Origin of the sequence: Savagea faecisuis (assembly GCF_042675605.1) — a bacterium.
GTDB lineage: Bacteria > Bacillota > Bacilli > Bacillales_A > Planococcaceae > Savagea > Savagea faecisuis.
Window position 1 is genome coordinate 428,219 of sequence record NZ_JBHTJF010000022.1, and the last position, 14,998, is coordinate 443,216.

12 protein-coding genes, 1 pseudogene and 1 other annotated feature are annotated in these 14,998 nt (G+C 42.6%); of the genes and pseudogenes, 11 read left to right on the forward strand and 2 right to left on the reverse strand.

Annotation, left to right across the window (positions count from 1 at the left end):
• The first annotated feature begins 80 nt into the window (after window positions 1-80).
• A complete protein-coding gene (locus ACFQ0V_RS06920; RefSeq protein ID WP_381011446.1) occupies window positions 81-986 on the forward strand; it encodes a chemotaxis protein in 906 nt (301 codons plus the stop codon).
• A 41-nt stretch (window positions 987-1,027) separates the two neighbouring features.
• Here the strand turns inward: ACFQ0V_RS06920 and ACFQ0V_RS06925 are convergent.
• Window positions 1,028-2,419 (reverse strand): annotated as a pseudogene (locus ACFQ0V_RS06925) (alanine/glycine:cation symporter family protein).
• 225 nt (window positions 2,420-2,644) lie between these two features.
• Complete coding sequence (locus tag ACFQ0V_RS06930; protein ID WP_381011449.1) at window positions 2,645-3,937, reverse strand: replication-associated recombination protein A; 1,293 nt, start codon at window positions 3,935-3,937, stop codon at window positions 2,645-2,647.
• 115 nt (window positions 3,938-4,052) lie between these two features.
• Between ACFQ0V_RS06930 and cymR the strand changes: the two genes are divergently transcribed.
• The 10 genes from cymR to mltG all read left to right on the forward strand — a co-directional run bounded on the left by cymR (window position 4,053) and on the right by mltG (window position 14,997).
• Entirely contained in the window at window positions 4,053-4,472 is a 420-nt protein-coding gene (cymR, locus tag ACFQ0V_RS06935) for a cysteine metabolism transcriptional regulator CymR (protein WP_381011452.1), read from the forward strand.
• Between the two features lie 22 nt (window positions 4,473-4,494).
• On the forward strand, window positions 4,495-5,625 hold the full coding sequence (locus tag ACFQ0V_RS06940) for a cysteine desulfurase family protein (protein WP_381011455.1): 1,131 nt from the start codon (window positions 4,495-4,497) through the stop codon (window positions 5,623-5,625).
• 5 nt (window positions 5,626-5,630) lie between these two features.
• Window positions 5,631-6,737: a tRNA 2-thiouridine(34) synthase MnmA gene (gene mnmA, locus ACFQ0V_RS06945; RefSeq protein WP_381011458.1), complete on the forward strand. Its 1,107-nt coding sequence runs from the start codon at window positions 5,631-5,633 to the stop codon at window positions 6,735-6,737.
• A 7-nt stretch (window positions 6,738-6,744) separates the two neighbouring features.
• The gene (locus ACFQ0V_RS06950; RefSeq protein WP_381011461.1) at window positions 6,745-7,410 is read left to right on the forward strand and encodes a tetratricopeptide repeat protein; all 666 of its coding nucleotides are present in this window, start codon (window positions 6,745-6,747) and stop codon (window positions 7,408-7,410) included.
• Between the two features lie 12 nt (window positions 7,411-7,422).
• Window positions 7,423-9,774 (forward strand): SF1B family DNA helicase RecD2, encoded by a 2,352-nt coding sequence (gene recD2 / locus ACFQ0V_RS06955; protein ID WP_381011463.1) that lies wholly within the window; start codon window positions 7,423-7,425, stop codon window positions 9,772-9,774.
• 62 nt (window positions 9,775-9,836) lie between these two features.
• Window positions 9,837-10,032, forward strand: a binding site (T-box leader).
• A gap of 60 nt (window positions 10,033-10,092) precedes the next feature.
• Window positions 10,093-12,720 (forward strand): alanine--tRNA ligase, encoded by a 2,628-nt coding sequence (alaS, locus tag ACFQ0V_RS06960; protein ID WP_381011466.1) that lies wholly within the window; start codon window positions 10,093-10,095, stop codon window positions 12,718-12,720.
• Between the two features lie 74 nt (window positions 12,721-12,794).
• Window positions 12,795-13,067, forward strand: a complete 273-nt coding sequence (locus ACFQ0V_RS06965; protein WP_381011467.1) for an IreB family regulatory phosphoprotein — start codon at window positions 12,795-12,797, stop codon at window positions 13,065-13,067.
• Window positions 13,064-13,480, forward strand: coding sequence for a Holliday junction resolvase RuvX (ruvX, locus tag ACFQ0V_RS06970; RefSeq protein WP_381011470.1), 417 nt, complete (start codon window positions 13,064-13,066; stop codon window positions 13,478-13,480). The genes ACFQ0V_RS06965 and ruvX overlap by 4 nt, the downstream gene beginning before the upstream one ends.
• A gap of 13 nt (window positions 13,481-13,493) precedes the next feature.
• The gene (locus tag ACFQ0V_RS06975) at window positions 13,494-13,790 is read left to right on the forward strand and encodes a DUF1292 domain-containing protein (RefSeq protein ID WP_381011473.1); all 297 of its coding nucleotides are present in this window, start codon (window positions 13,494-13,496) and stop codon (window positions 13,788-13,790) included.
• Between the two features lie 79 nt (window positions 13,791-13,869).
• Window positions 13,870-14,997 (forward strand): endolytic transglycosylase MltG, encoded by a 1,128-nt coding sequence (gene mltG, locus ACFQ0V_RS06980; RefSeq protein WP_381011475.1) that lies wholly within the window; start codon window positions 13,870-13,872, stop codon window positions 14,995-14,997.
• Window position 14,998: the final 1 nt, after the last annotated feature.

Here is a 14,998-nt window from a genome sequence, read left to right on the forward strand (position 1 = left end):
TATTATTACATAATGAAACGTACAGTTTGAGCGATACAGTCATATATGAATTATCGTTATAATTGAGAGGATGGAAAGCTATGTCAATCGATCATGGAATTTTATTAGAGAGTGGTACGAACGAGTTAGAGATTATTGAATTTGAAATGGGATTAAACCGTTACGGAATTAACGTCATTAAAGTAAAAGAAATTATTTTGCCGATGAAAGTGACGCCGATTCCACACGCACACCCATCAATCGAAGGGATTATTCAATTGCGTGGCGAAGTGCTTCCAGTTATCAATATGGAAAAAGTTATGGGACTTCAACAAACATTTGATAGCGACCAAGGAAAATACATCGTGGCAGCTTTCAATAAGCAACATGTCGTTTTCCACGTACATGATGTGACACAAATTCACCGTATTTCATGGGATCAAATTGAGAAGCCATCTGATATTTATTCAGAAGCGAACTCTCAAGTAATCGGGGTCATTAAACGCAATAACGAAATGTTGCTCCTTCTCGACTTCGAGAAAATCATTTTAGACATTAACCCATCGACAGGAATTCATGTCGATGCCGTGAAGAAATTAGGACAACGTAGCCGTTCGTCAAAACGTATCGTCATCGCTGAAGACTCACCATTGCTTCGTAAATTATTACATGATACGTTAAATGAAGCGGGATACTACAACTTAGAGTTTTTCGAAAACGGAAAAGATGCCCTTCAATATTTAGAATCGATGCTTAATCAAACAGCAGATATTACAGAAGTTGTACAGCTTGTCATTACAGATATTGAGATGCCACAAATGGACGGTCATCACTTCACGAAACGTATTCGTGAAAATAAAGGCCTCTCTCCTTTACCAGTCATCATTTTCTCTTCACTCATTACAGATGATTTGAAACATAAAGGAGAAAGTGTTGGAGCGGACGATCAAGTAAGTAAACCTGAAATTGCAGAACTCGTTTTAAAAATCGACCAATACATTTTATAAAAAAAGAAGCTCCTCGAAGGGGCTTCTTTTTCATTTCACTTTTATTTTTCATCTTCCCAACATTCTGCACCTTTTAGTCCAGGGATCGAGCTTGCGTGGAAGACAGGGTTTTTCCCTTGTATTCGTTGCTCGGTAAAGTCGTCCAATACACGGAAAGCAATTTTACCTAAAATTGTGATAACGAACAAGTTAATGATGGCCATTAATCCCATAAAGAGATCCGCTAAATCCCAAACGAGCGCCACTTTCGCAAGTGCTCCGAACATCACCATACCGAGTACAGCGATACGATATAATGTCATCCAGCTTTTATGAGCGTTAATGAATTCGATATTCGTTTCACCGTAATAGTAGTTTCCGATGACTGAGCTGAAAGCGAAGAACATGATCGCAATCGCAACGAAATAAGGAGCCTATGTGCCGACTTGCATTTCCATTGCAGCTTGTGTTAATAAAATGCCGTCATCTCCTGCGTCTACGTATAAACCAGAGAGTAAAATGATGAAGGCTGTCGCACTACAGACGACAATCGTATCGAAAAACACACCTAAACTTTGAACGAGTCCTTGTTTTGCAGGGTGAGACACACTCGCTGTCGCAGCGGCATTTGGCACACTACCCATACCAGCTTCGTTCGAGAATAAACCACGACGAACCCCTTGCATTAAAGCAGCACCAATTCCACCACCAGCTATTTGTTCAATTCCGAATGCATGTGTCACGATTAATTTAAACATATTCGGTACTTCTGTAATGTTGATCACAACGATGAACAGAGCGATACCGATATAAAATGTCGCCATAATCGGTACGATAAACTGTGTCACTTGTACGATGCGATGAACGCCACCAAAAATGATAATGGCTGTGAGGAGAACGAGACCAATTCCTACTGTCCATGTTGGAATGTTGAATACACTATGGAATGATTGGCTAATTGTATTCGCTTGCACAGCATTGAAAATAAAACCGAATGCAAGTGTGAGTAAAATAGCGAAAATAATGCCGAGTTTACGCCACCCGAGTGCTTTTTCCATATAATAAGCAGGTCCCCCGCGAAACGCATTGCCATCTTTCACTTTATATACTTGTGCGAGCGTACTTTCAATAAAAGCAGTCGCCATCCCGATTAAAGCGATGAGCCACATCCAGAAGACAGCTCCTGGTCCACCAATTCCAATCGCAAGTGCGACACCTGCAACGTTTCCTGTACCGACACGAGATGCGGCACTAATCGTAAAGGCTTGGAAAGGAGAGACTCCGTCACTATGATGGTCTTTCTTTTCGACGATTAGTCGGAACATCTCACCGAATAGGCGCACTTGAACGAATTTCGTACGAATTGTAAAATAAAGTCCGAGAATGAGTAAAGCGCCAATTAAAACATACGTCCAAATGAAGTTATTCGCTGGACCGGTTAACCAATTAAAAATGTCATCTGTTTACTTCCTCTCTTTTATGAAAACGGTTATTTACTAGTTATACCCTAAAAAGAAGCTGTTGAAAACAAGAAGTTCACAAAATGTTCAAAAAAGAATAATTCAGAATTATACGACAAAAAGCTTGTATGAACATTATGCCCATACAAGCTTTTTAATATAAGTCCGAAGTAACGGAAAAGTTTTATAAATCGTGATCACTTCTTTAAAAACTTCCTGTTATTTTTTGCTTTTTAGTTGTTGTAAATGTTGATAAATTTTATTCATGCGCACTTCTTGACCAGCATCGATCGGTTTATAAAATTGACTTCCTGCTAACTCATCTGGTAAATATTGTTGATCGACCCACCCTCCGAACGTTCCGATTTTAGTATCGTGAGGATATTGATAGCCACCGTGTCCGAGCTCAGCTGCTCCAGCATAATGTGTATCTTTTAAGTGATCTGGAATATCGCCTGTTTTTCCGTCGTGAATCGCTGCAATCGCTCGGTCGAGTGCTTGATACGCTGAATTTGATTTTTCAGCGAGACACATTTCAACGACAGCTTGAGCGAGTGGAATCCGTCCTTCTGGAAGGCCGAGACGAATCGCTGCCTCTGTTGCGGCGAGCACGTGGGGTCCGACGTCAGGATTTGCGAGCCCGATATCTTCGTATGCCATGACGAGTAAACGGCGATTGACGGCAATCAGGTCACCGTTTTCTAGCAAGTGTGCTAAGTAATAAAGGGCGGCGTCAACGTCGCTTCCGCGTACAGATTTTTGTAAAGCGGAGAGCAAATTGTAAAAATGGCTCCCTTTTTTATCGCCGAATACACCGATGCGTCCGATGAGCGAATTAAGAAGTGGTTCTTCTACAGTAATCGTTCCTTCTTCATTTTCATCGCTTGCACGCACAGCAGATTCTAACAGCGTTAAGGCTTTTCTTGCATCACCATTCACACTTTGTGCAATCCGTTGCAACTGTTCTTCAGTAATGTGAATTTTTTGCTTTCCTAACCCGCGTTCCTCATCGTGTAAAGCGCGGTCGAGCAAGATGAATAAATCATCTGCCGTGAGCCGTTTTAATTGTTTAATTTCACCCATGCGAGAACGAATAGCTGGATTGACGTCATGAAAGGGATTTTCTGTCGTCGCCCCGATCAAAATGATCGAGCCATTTTCAACGTGGGGAAGCAATGTATCTTGTTGCAATTTATTAAAGCGATGAATTTCATCTAAAAACAAAATAATCGAACCTTCCATTCTAGCGTTCGCAATCATCTGTTCGATATCTTTTTTTCCAGAAGTCGTCGCATTTAAGCTGTAAAAAGGCAGTTTTGTCGATTGAGCAATCGCATTAGCGAACGATGTTTTCCCGACACCTGGAGGACCGTAGAGCAGCATCGAAGGCACATGTCCTTTTTGAATAAGTTGATACAATGCTTGATCTTCTCCGATCATATGTTGTTGTCCGACGAGGTCATCTAATGATCTCGGACGCATCCGGTATGCGAGAGGCTGTCCGTAACTCATATGCATTCCTCCTTGTATTGTTAAGTATACATGAAAAATCGAGCCATGAAGAAACAACAAGCATATCAATTATGCTATACTATTTGAAGCAATTTGAGAAAAGGACAGATAACTTATGAAAATTTCAACGAGAGGGCGTTACGGTTTGACGGTCGTTGTCGAACTCGGACGCCATTATGGAAAAGGTCCCATCCCGCTGCGTCAAATTGCAGCGACGTACGATTTATCGGAAGCGTATTTAGAACAACTCGTGCCGCCACTACGTAACAGTGGACTCGTTAAAAGTGTGCGAGGTGCGTACGGGGGATATAAATTAGCGCGTGATCCAGAAACGATCACAGCAGGAGATGTCATCCGATTATTAGAAGGACCGATTCAAGTCGTCGAAGGAATTGAAGACGGCAAAGTCGAGCAGAAGAAATTATGGCATGAAATGAGTGAAGCGATCCGTCGTGTTCTCGATACGACAACGATTGCAGACTTATTGTTAGAAGAAGAGCCACAAGTGGATGAAGGATATATGTTTTACATCTAATTAAAGGAGAGAAGGAGTTTCGATGATTTATTTAGACTATGCTGCGACGACCCCGATGAAACGAGAAGTGATGGAAGTGTATATGCATACAGCAGAAACGGTAATTGGGAATGCGTCCAGTTTGCATAGTTATGGACGTGAAGCGAAACGTGTACTAAATGAAGCGAGAAAAGAAATCGCTCGTAAAATAGGGGCACGTCCGAATGAAATTATTTTCACATCAGGTGGAACGGAAGCGGATAACTTAGCAGTGTTTGGATTAGCGAAAGCACTCCGTTCGAAAGGTTGTCATATCATCACGACGGAAATTGAACATCAGGCCATTTTACAACCGATGAAACAACTCGAAGAAGAAGGGTTTGATATTACATATTTACCCGTCGATTCATCAGGTTTAGTTCAAATAGAAGATGTCAAAAATGCATTGCGTGAAGATACGATTTTCGTTTCGATTATGTTTGGAAATAACGAAGTCGGTTCCATTCAACCGATTAGCGAAATTGGACAGTTGTTGAAGGAACGAGAGATTCCATTTCATACCGATGCTGTACAAGCATATGGCTCGGTCCATATGAATGTTGATGAGATGCACATCGACGCATTAACAGCATCCGCTCATAAAATCGGAGGACCTAAAGGAATCGGTTTTTTATATGTGAGAAATGAACTTTCTTTGACGGCTCATCAAGTAGGGGGAAATCAGGAACGAAAATTGCGTGGCGGTACGGAAAATATTCCAGCGATCGCTGCTTTCGCTGAGGCTGTCCGAAGTTCAAATCGTTTCAATTATGACAAGATGAATGAAGTAACGGAGCGATTTTTAAATGAATTAGCACAATGTTCGATTCAATATGAGATGAATAGTCCAGAACAGAGATTAGCTCATATTGTCAATATATATTTTCCACATATTACAGTTGACCATTTACTCGCACGTCTCGATTTAGAAGGTGTTGCGATTTCAAGTGGTTCGGCATGTACGGCAGGAGCGGTAGAAGCTTCGCACGTACTCGTTGCAATGTTTGGAGAAAGTGAGCGAGCAAATAGCAGTGTCCGCATTAGTTTTGGGGAAGAAACGACGTTGGAAGAAGCGACAGAAGCCGCGCGAATTATCGGACGTGTCGTCGAAACATTTCAACGAGGGAAAGAGTGAATACAATGACAAAAAAACAACGAGTAGTATTAGGAATGAGCGGCGGTGTCGATTCATCGGTCGCAGCTCATCTTTTATTAGAGCAAGGATATGAAGTGATCGGCGTCTTTATGAAAAACTGGGACGATTCAGACGATAGCGGCTTTTGTTCCGCGGCAGAAGATTATGAAGACGTTGTAAAAGTAGCCGAGCAAGTCGGAATTCCGTATTATACGGTCAACTTTGAAAAAGAATATTGGGATAATGTTTTTGAATACTTTTTAGAAGAATATAAAAAAGGACGTACCCCAAACCCGGACGTCATGTGTAATAAAGAAATTAAATTTAAAGCATTTTTAGACTACGCGATGAGTTTGGATGCGGATTTCGTCGCGATGGGACATTATGCGCAAGTCGAACGGACAGAAGAAGGAGTGCGCATGCTTCGTGGAGTCGATACGAACAAAGATCAAACGTACTTCTTAAATCAATTAACGCAAGCGCAATTAGAGAAAACATTGTTCCCACTCGGTCATTTGCAAAAAAGTGAAGTGCGCGAAATTGCGGAACGTGAAGGACTTGCGACAGCGAAGAAAAAAGATTCGACAGGAATTTGTTTCATCGGTGAGCGCGATTTCAAGCAATTTTTAAGTGAGTTTTTACCTGCTCAACCAGGTAATATGGAAACGATGGACGGCGAAGTGATGGGACGACATGACGGATTGATGTATTACACGATCGGTCAACGTCACGGCCTCGGAATCGGCGGAGCAGGTGAGCCTTGGTTCGTCTTAGGTAAAGATTTAGAGCGCAATGTACTGCTCGTCGGACAAGGATTCCACCACGATGCCCTTTACTCTGATGCGTTAAAAGCGAATCTCGTCAACTGGATGACGCCGAAAGAACTACCTGAAACATTCGAATGTACAGCGAAATTCCGCTACCGTCAACCCGATACGAAAGTGACGGTGCAACGACTTCCAAACGGTGAAGCGCTCGTGACATTTGCAGAGCCTGTGCGCGCAATTACGCCAGGACAAGCGGTCGTCTTTTACGATGAGATGGAATGTCTCGGCGGCGGAACGATCGACGAAGTGTACAAAGATGGACAAAAATTGACTTACGTAGGGTGATATAAACATGAACTATAACGAACAAGGAATTCGCGCTTTACAAGAAGAGCGCCATGAAGAAGCGATTGAAGCATTTATGAAAGCGATCGAAACGAGCCCGGAAGATGCGGTTGCATACATTAATATCGGGAACGTTTTTGCGGCAGTAAATGACATTGAAAAAGCAGAGCAATTTTTTCAACAAGCGATTACGCTCGATGAAAAAGCAGCGACAGCGTATTATAGCTTAGCGAATTTATATTACAATGTAGAACGCTTTGAAGAAGCGGCAAAATTGTATGAAAAAGCGATTCAGTATGAAATGACAGGTGCAGATGCGTATTACATGCTAGGAAAGTGTTTTGAACAGCTTGGCAACGATAAGTTAGCACTTCCATACGTACAAAGAGCAGCAGAGCTCAATATGAAAGACGAACAAATTCAAGTGACATACGGAATCATTTTGTCGAAGCTTGAGCTTTTTGAAGAAGCACAAAAAGTGTTTCATCACGTATTGAAATTAAATGAAGATCATGCGGATGCGCATTACAATTTAGGGATGGTTTATGCGGTGTCGACGGATGATAAAGAAGCGGCAAAACATCATTTAAAGCGTGCGTATACGATCGAACCAGACCATACGCAAGCGCGTTACATTTACGACATGATTGAAGTAGGCGAACAACAACAGTAAGGAGGAAGACAAATGGAAAATGAACCCCTTTATTTTATCGGACGAATCGTCGTAACGATTTTCCATAACGAGACGAATTTATTTTCAATCGTAAAAGTGAAACAACGTGAAACGAATACCGATTATAAAGAGAAAGAAATTGTTATGAAAGGTCATTTTCCGAAACTTTCTCCTGAAGATGATTACCGGTTTACAGGAACATTCGTCAATCACCCGACGTACGGACGTCAATTCAATGTGACGCAATTTGCGAAAGAAATGCCGTCGACGAAAACAGGTGTCATTCATTATTTATCGAGCGATTTATTTCCGGGAATCGGGAAAAAGACAGCAGAAAATGTCGTCGATGCGCTCGGAGAAGATGCCATTCAAAAAATCGTGCAAGACCCTTCTTGTTTAGACGGTATTTCTGGCTTGAGCAAAGAGCGGAAAGAAACGTTACAAACGGTGTTGACGGAGCATCTCGGTTTGGAAAAGACGATCATTCAATTGAACGAATGGGGATTCGGACCTCAACTTGCGATGAAAATATACAATACGTACCGAGAAGAAACGTTGGAAAAAATTCGAGAAAACCCGTATCAACTTGTGCTCGATGTACAAGGAATTGGATTTCAACGTGCCGATGAGCTCGGGCGACGTATCGGCATTGAAGAAACGAGTCCCGCTCGCTATCAAGCGGCGATTGTTGTCATTGTCGAACGTGCTTCCCTCGGGGAAGGGCATGTGTATGTAACGACGGAACAAGCACTTACAGAAGCGATGCAACTACTTCAACCGATTAGCTCTATTCCGATCGAATACGATGCATTGGCAGAAGCGGTCGTTGAACTCGGAAAGTCTGGAAAATTAATCATTGAACGCGACAAGTTATATTTACCGAGTTTGTATGCGAGTGAAGTAGGCATTGCGACCGTCATTCATAGACATTTGGAACGCCCAGCGCTCGAAGAATTTCCAAAGAGTGAGATTTTCCAAGCGATTGGAGAAGTAGAAGAGGAATTTGACGTGTCGTATGCACCGTCTCAAGTAGAAGCGATTCAATGCGCGCTGACGTCACCGATGATGATTTTAACGGGAGGACCAGGAACAGGGAAGACGACCGTTATTCGAGGCATCGTGGAAACATTCGCTAAATTGCACGGATATTCGTTAGACCCGAAACATTACGCGTATGAAAGCCGTGATTTTCCGATAGTTTTAGCAGCTCCTACAGGCCGCGCGGCAAAGCGGATGAGTGAATCGACCGGACTTCCTGCGATGACGATTCACCGTTTGCTCGGATTTACGAGCCAAGATAATGAGGAGGAATTTGACTCAGATGGCATCGCGGGCGAGCTGATTATTATCGATGAAATGTCGATGGTCGATAATTGGCTCGCTTACCAATTGTTAAAGGCGATTCCGAAAGATGCTCAAATTGTTTTCGTCGGGGACCAAGACCAACTCCCTTCTGTCGGTCCAGGGCAAGTGTTGACCGATTTTATTCGTTCGAAGACAATTCCTGTCATCGAATTGCAACAAGTGTTTCGTCAAAGTGGTGATTCGAGCATTATCGAACTTGCGCACCAAATGAAAACGAGTGCACCGATTTCCTCTTTAACGATGAAGCGTAGCGACCGGTCGTTCATTCGAGCGCGTGGAGCTCAAGCGGCAGAAGCTGTCGAACAAGTAATTGTGAACGCGGTGGAAAAAGGCTTTTCCATCCACGACATTCAAGTGCTCGCTCCGATGTACCGAGGCGATGTCGGTATCGACGCTCTCAACAAACGCATCCAAGAGAAATTAAATCCTCTTAATGACAAGAAGCGAGAAATTGTATACGGGGATATCCATTACCGAGTCGGCGATAAAGTGTTGCAACTCGTCAACCAGCCGGAGTCGAATGTGTTCAACGGTGATATCGGGGAAGTCGTTGCGATTTTTTATGCGAAAGAGACGACGGAGAAAAAAGACGTTGTCGTCGTCGCATTCGATGCGATTGAAGTGACGTACGAGAAGCAAGATTTAAACCAATTGACGCTCGCATACTGTTGTTCCATCCATAAAGCGCAAGGGAGCGAATTTCCGCTCGTCATTATGCCACTCGTTCGAAGTTTCCGCAACATGTTGCAAAAAAACTTAATTTATACAGGAATCACACGAGCGAAACAATTTTTAATTTTAGTTGGGGAAGAAGACATTTGGTTAGAGGGAATGCATAAAATCGGCACGATGCAAAGGCAGACGACATTGAAAGAACGCTTGACCGATGAAGTGTATGAAGATGTTGGCGATACGCCACTCGTCCTTTCTGAAGAGACGATCATGTCGATCGATCCGATGATTGGAATGGAAAATATATCCCCTTATGACTTCATGTAGCGCTTGTTGTAAGCAGTTGACAGCAAGCGCGCTTTCTCTTATACTTTACATATTCAAAAGAATATTAAACGATGAAAGAGCCGAGTAAATAGGCGATACGATTTAGAGAGTCATTTCCAGGCTGAAAAAATGACCGTCCCTCACTATTGAACGCTACTCTGGAGTTTGCTTTAAGCCGTTAGCTACGTTACCGCTTCTCAGAGATGTCAAATGATTGACGAATGAGGGTGGTACCGCGAATATGTCTTCGTCCCTTACTAATTAGATTAGGGGAGAAGGCTTTTTTTATTGCCTAATTTTAAGGAGGAAATGAAAACGATGAAACGTTTAACAGCAGCACAAATTAGACAAATGTATTTAGATTACTTTGAATCAAAAGGTCACGCAATCGAACCTTCTGCACCACTCGTACCAATCGATGATGATTCATTACTGTGGATTAACAGTGGTGTCGCAACATTGAAAAAATATTTTGACGGTCGTGTCATTCCGGACAACCCACGCATTACGAATGCGCAAAAGTCAATCCGTACGAACGACATTGAAAACGTCGGAAAAACAGCGCGTCACCATACGTTCTTTGAAATGCTCGGAAACTTCTCAATCGGCGATTATTTCAAAAAAGAAGCGATCGAATACGCATGGGATTTCTTAACGAATAAACAATGGATCGGATTCGACCCAGAACTTTTATATGTAACGGTACACCCAGAAGACGATGAAGCATACCGCATTTGGGTGGAAGAAATCGGCTTAGAGCCGTCACGCATCATCCGTTTAGAAGGAAACTTCTGGGATATCGGTGAAGGTCCAAGTGGTCCGAACTCAGAAATTTTCTACGACCGTGGAGAAAAGTATGGCGCTGATTTTTCAGATCCAGAATTGTATCCAGGTGGAGAAAACGAACGTTACCTTGAAATTTGGAACTTAGTATTCTCTGAATTTAACCATAACCCAGACGGCACATACACGCCATTACCGAAGCAAAACATCGATACAGGGATGGGACTTGAGCGTATGGCATCGGTCATTCAAGACGTTCCGACGAACTTCGAGACGGATTTATTTATGCCGATCATTCAAGAAGTCGAAAAAATGTCAGGCGAAACGTATGACACATTTAGCGAAAAAGGAACGGCATTCAAAGTAATCGCTGACCATATTCGTACGGTCGCATTCGCAATCGGTGACGGGGCATTACCTTCAAACGAAGGACGAGGCTACGTATTACGTCGTTTATTACGTCGTGCTGTACGTTATGCAAAACAACTCGGCTTAAACGATCCGTTCATGTACAAGCTCGTACCGACAGTCGGCGCAATTATGGAAGAGTTCTATCCGACTGTAACCGAAAAAAGCGACTTCATTCAAAAAGTCATTAAAAACGAAGAAGATCGATTCCATGAAACGTTGCATGAAGGATTAGCGATTTTAGAAAATGTCATTGAAGAAGCGAAAAAGATGGACACACCGACAATCGCAGGAAAAGATGCATTCCGTCTTTATGACACGTACGGCTTCCCTTATGAATTGACAGAAGAATACGCAGAAGAAGCAAATGTAGCGGTAGACCGTGCTGGATTTGAAGAAGAAATGGAAGCGCAGCGTAACCGTGCACGTGCAGCGCGTGAAGATGTCGATTCTATGAGTGTTCAATCAGAAGTGCTCAACAGTTTAACGGAAACGAGCACATTTACAGGATACGATCAATTGACAGTAGAAACGACGGTTGCGGCAATTATCCAAAACGGTGAGCGTGTAGAACGCATCGATAGTGGAGAAGCACAACTCGTCCTCGTTGAAACACCATTTTATGCGGAAAGCGGTGGACAAATAGCGGACGCAGGAACGATTCAAGCGGAAACTGGAAAAGTAGCGGTACGCGACGTTCAAAAAGCACCGAACGGTCAAAACCTTCACCAAGTAGAAGTAGTAGAAGGAACATTAGCAGTAGGAGAAACTGTTACAGCGACGGTCACACGTGATTTGCGCAAAGCGACAATTAAAAACCATACGGCGACGCACTTACTTCATAAAGCGTTGAAAGAAGTATTAGGAGAGCACGTTAACCAAGCGGGATCATATGTCGGTCCAGACCGTTTACGCTTTGACTTCTCACACTTCGGACAAGTTACTCCAGAAGAGCTCGCAGAAATCGAACGTAAAGTGAATGACCAAATTTGGCAAGATATCGCAGTTCAAATCGGTGAGTACTCACTCGACGAAGCGAAACAAATGGGTGCGATGGCATTGTTCGGTGAGAAGTATGGAGATGTCGTACGCGTTGTACGTGTCGGAGACTATTCATTAGAACTTTGCGGTGGGTGTCACGTCGCACGCACGAGCGAAATCGGATTGTTCAAATTAGAATCTGAAAGTGGAATCGGTGCTGGAACACGCCGAATTGAAGCGGTAACTGGAAAGCAAGCATACGAACTCTTGAAGTCAGAAGAAGCTCTTTTACAACAAGTACAAGCGCTCGTTAAAGCGAACTCGACGAATACGGTTCAAAAAGTAGAAAGCTTATTACAACAATTAAAAGAGATGAAAAAAGAAAACGAATCACTTCAAGCGAAGCTAGGAAATTCGCAATTAGACGACTTACTTGCGCAAGCGGTAGAAGTGAATGGTGTGAAAGTGCTCGCAGCGAAAGTCGATGCGAAAGATAACGGGGCACTTCGACAAATGATCGATGAAGTGAAACAACAAATCGATGAAATTATCGTCGTCTTTGGTGCAGTGAGTGGAGACAAAGTTATGTTAGCAGCGGGTGTTTCAAAACCGTTGACGAAAACATATAAAGCAGGAGACATCGTAAATCACGTCGCAACACAATGTGATGGTCGTGGTGGCGGACGTCCAGACATGGCGATGGCAGGTGCGAAAGATGCTTCTAAATTAGATGAAGCATTACAATCTGTTCAAGAATACGTCAAATCTATTTAACCTCAGCGCTAAATCGGGTATACTTAAATGAGGATGAATATAGAAGAGTAAGATTGGAAAGTGGGGTGTTCCCTATGGATTCATTCGATCAGACGATGAAGTTTAATTTTCCAGAAGAGTCAAAAGATGAAGAAGTAAAACAGGTGATGCTACACGTTCATAATGTTTTACATGAACGTGGGTACAACCCGATCAATCAAATTGTCGGTTACTTACTTTCAGGCGACCCAGCGTATATTCCTCGTCATGAAGAGGCTCGAACATTAATGCGCAAGCTCGAACGTGATGAAATCATAGAAGAACTTGTGAAGTTTTACATTAAAGAGCATGGAGGCAAAATGGATTGAGAACGATGGGGTTAGATGTCGGATCCAAGACGGTAGGCGTCGCAGTAAGCGATGCTTTCGGTTGGACGGCACAGGGAGTCGAAACGATTCAAATTGATGAAGCAAAAGAAGAATACGGTCTTGAACGATTAGCGGAACTTGTGAAAGAACATGAAGTATCTAGCTTTGTCGTCGGCTACCCGAAAAACATGAACAATACAGTAGGACCGCGCGGCGAGGCGAGCGAACGATATGCTGATCTGTTGCGGGAACAATTCGGATTTCCGGTCGTCCTTTGGGATGAGCGTTTATCTACGATGGCGGCAGAACGCATGCTCATTGAAGCGGATGTCAGTCGTGCGAAGCGTAAAAAAGTAATCGATAAGATGGCAGCAGTGATGATTTTACAAGGCTATCTCGATTCAAAAAACTAATGAGGTGAAAGCAATGGAACACGGAGAACATAAAACGATGACGATCATTGATGAGAAAGGAAATGAACACGTTTGTGAAATCATTTTAACTTTCGATTCACCACAACCTGAAAAATTCGACCGTTCTTATGTCGTTTACCACGTATTAACAGGTGAACCACAAGAAGATGAAGAAGTTGAAATTCACGCTTCAGCATTTATCCCTTCTGAAGGAGAAGGCGGAGATTTAATGCCGATTGAAGATGATGAAGAGTGGGATATGATCGAAGAAATCGTCGGTGCTTTTCTCGATGAGGAAGACGAAGAATAAGGATTCGATAAGCGATCAAACGACGGAAGGCGGAATGCACAGACATTCCGTCTTTCCACGTTTACAATGAGGTGAAACAATGACAGAACAACAAAAACCGACTGAGCATATTAGTTTTGAATTGCGTAAAAAAGAGGCACGTACTGTTCGTAAAGTCGTAACTTTTACAGCGATTGCTTTTTTAAGTATCGGTCTTCTCATTAGCGCCATCCTTTATTTTTATGTAAAAGGTGGTTTAAAAGCGTACGATGCAAAAGACGACAGTGAAATTACTGTCGAGATTCCAATTGGCTCTGGTTTAACGCTCATTTCTAAAAAGCTAGAGGAAGCGGGCGTCATTAAAGATGCTCGGATTTTTAAGTATTACGCGAAGTTTAATAATGAATCACAGTTCCAAGCAGGGACTTATCAATTGACGAAATCGATGACGCCTGATGAACTGATTGAAAGTTTGAAAACAGGAAAAGTGTATCGTAAACCTGTTTTCACAATGACGATACCAGAAGGGTTGACGATTGAACAAATCGGAGAAGTTGTTGAAAAAAATACAGCGATCACAAAAGAAGAGTTCGTGTCATACGTGAATAAACCTGAAACGATCAATCATCTCATGGAATTGTATCCGAATATTGTGACGGAAGAAGTGAAGAATGAACAAATTCGCACACCGTTAGAAGGATATTTATTCCCAGCGACGTATCCTTTCTATGAAGAAAATCCTTCAGTAGAAGATATCGTTTTAACGATGATGGAAGGGACGGCAATGAATGTCACTCCTTATTTAGACTATTTAGAGTCCAAGGACAAAACTGTTCATTGGTTGCTTACATTTGCTTCTCTGTTAGAGCGTGAAGCGACAGCAACGGCAGACCGTGAATCGATTGCCAGTGTGTTTTACAATCGTTTAGAAGCAGACATGCCTTTACAAACGGATCCGACAGTATTATATGCGTTAGGTGAGCATAAAGATCGCGTTTTGTATAAGGATTTAGAGATAGACAACCCTTACAATACGTATCGAAATAAAGGTTTACCACCTGGTCCTATCGCGGCCCCTGGACAATCTTCAATTGAAGCGGTAACTGACCCGGCAGATACGAACTATTTGTACTTCTTAGCAGATAAAGATGGGAATAACCACTTTACCGATTCGTATGAACAACATTTAATTAACCGAGATAAATATATTACTGGAAAGAAGGAGTAAT

What these genes read in the sequence shown, in the direction of transcription:
- mnmA (WP_381011458.1), top strand. Translation starts at nt 5,631, where the DNA reads ATGACAAAAAAACAACGAGTAGTATTAGGAATGAGCGGCGGTGTCGAT.
- recD2 (WP_381011463.1), top strand. Translation starts at nt 7,423, where the DNA reads ATGGAAAATGAACCCCTTTATTTTATCGGACGAATCGTCGTAACGATT.
- cymR (WP_381011452.1), top strand. Translation starts at nt 4,053, where the DNA reads ATGAAAATTTCAACGAGAGGGCGTTACGGTTTGACGGTCGTTGTCGAA.
- alaS (WP_381011466.1), top strand. Translation starts at nt 10,093, where the DNA reads ATGAAACGTTTAACAGCAGCACAAATTAGACAAATGTATTTAGATTAC.
- ACFQ0V_RS06920 (WP_381011446.1), top strand. Translation starts at nt 81, where the DNA reads ATGTCAATCGATCATGGAATTTTATTAGAGAGTGGTACGAACGAGTTA.
- ACFQ0V_RS06950 (WP_381011461.1), top strand. Translation starts at nt 6,745, where the DNA reads ATGAACTATAACGAACAAGGAATTCGCGCTTTACAAGAAGAGCGCCAT.
- ACFQ0V_RS06965 (WP_381011467.1), top strand. Translation starts at nt 12,795, where the DNA reads ATGGATTCATTCGATCAGACGATGAAGTTTAATTTTCCAGAAGAGTCA.
- mltG (WP_381011475.1), top strand. Translation starts at nt 13,870, where the DNA reads ATGACAGAACAACAAAAACCGACTGAGCATATTAGTTTTGAATTGCGT.
- ACFQ0V_RS06930 (WP_381011449.1), bottom strand. Translation starts at nt 3,937, where the DNA reads ATGAGTTACGGACAGCCTCTCGCATACCGGATGCGTCCGAGATCATTA.
- ACFQ0V_RS06940 (WP_381011455.1), top strand. Translation starts at nt 4,495, where the DNA reads ATGATTTATTTAGACTATGCTGCGACGACCCCGATGAAACGAGAAGTG.
- ACFQ0V_RS06975 (WP_381011473.1), top strand. Translation starts at nt 13,494, where the DNA reads ATGGAACACGGAGAACATAAAACGATGACGATCATTGATGAGAAAGGA.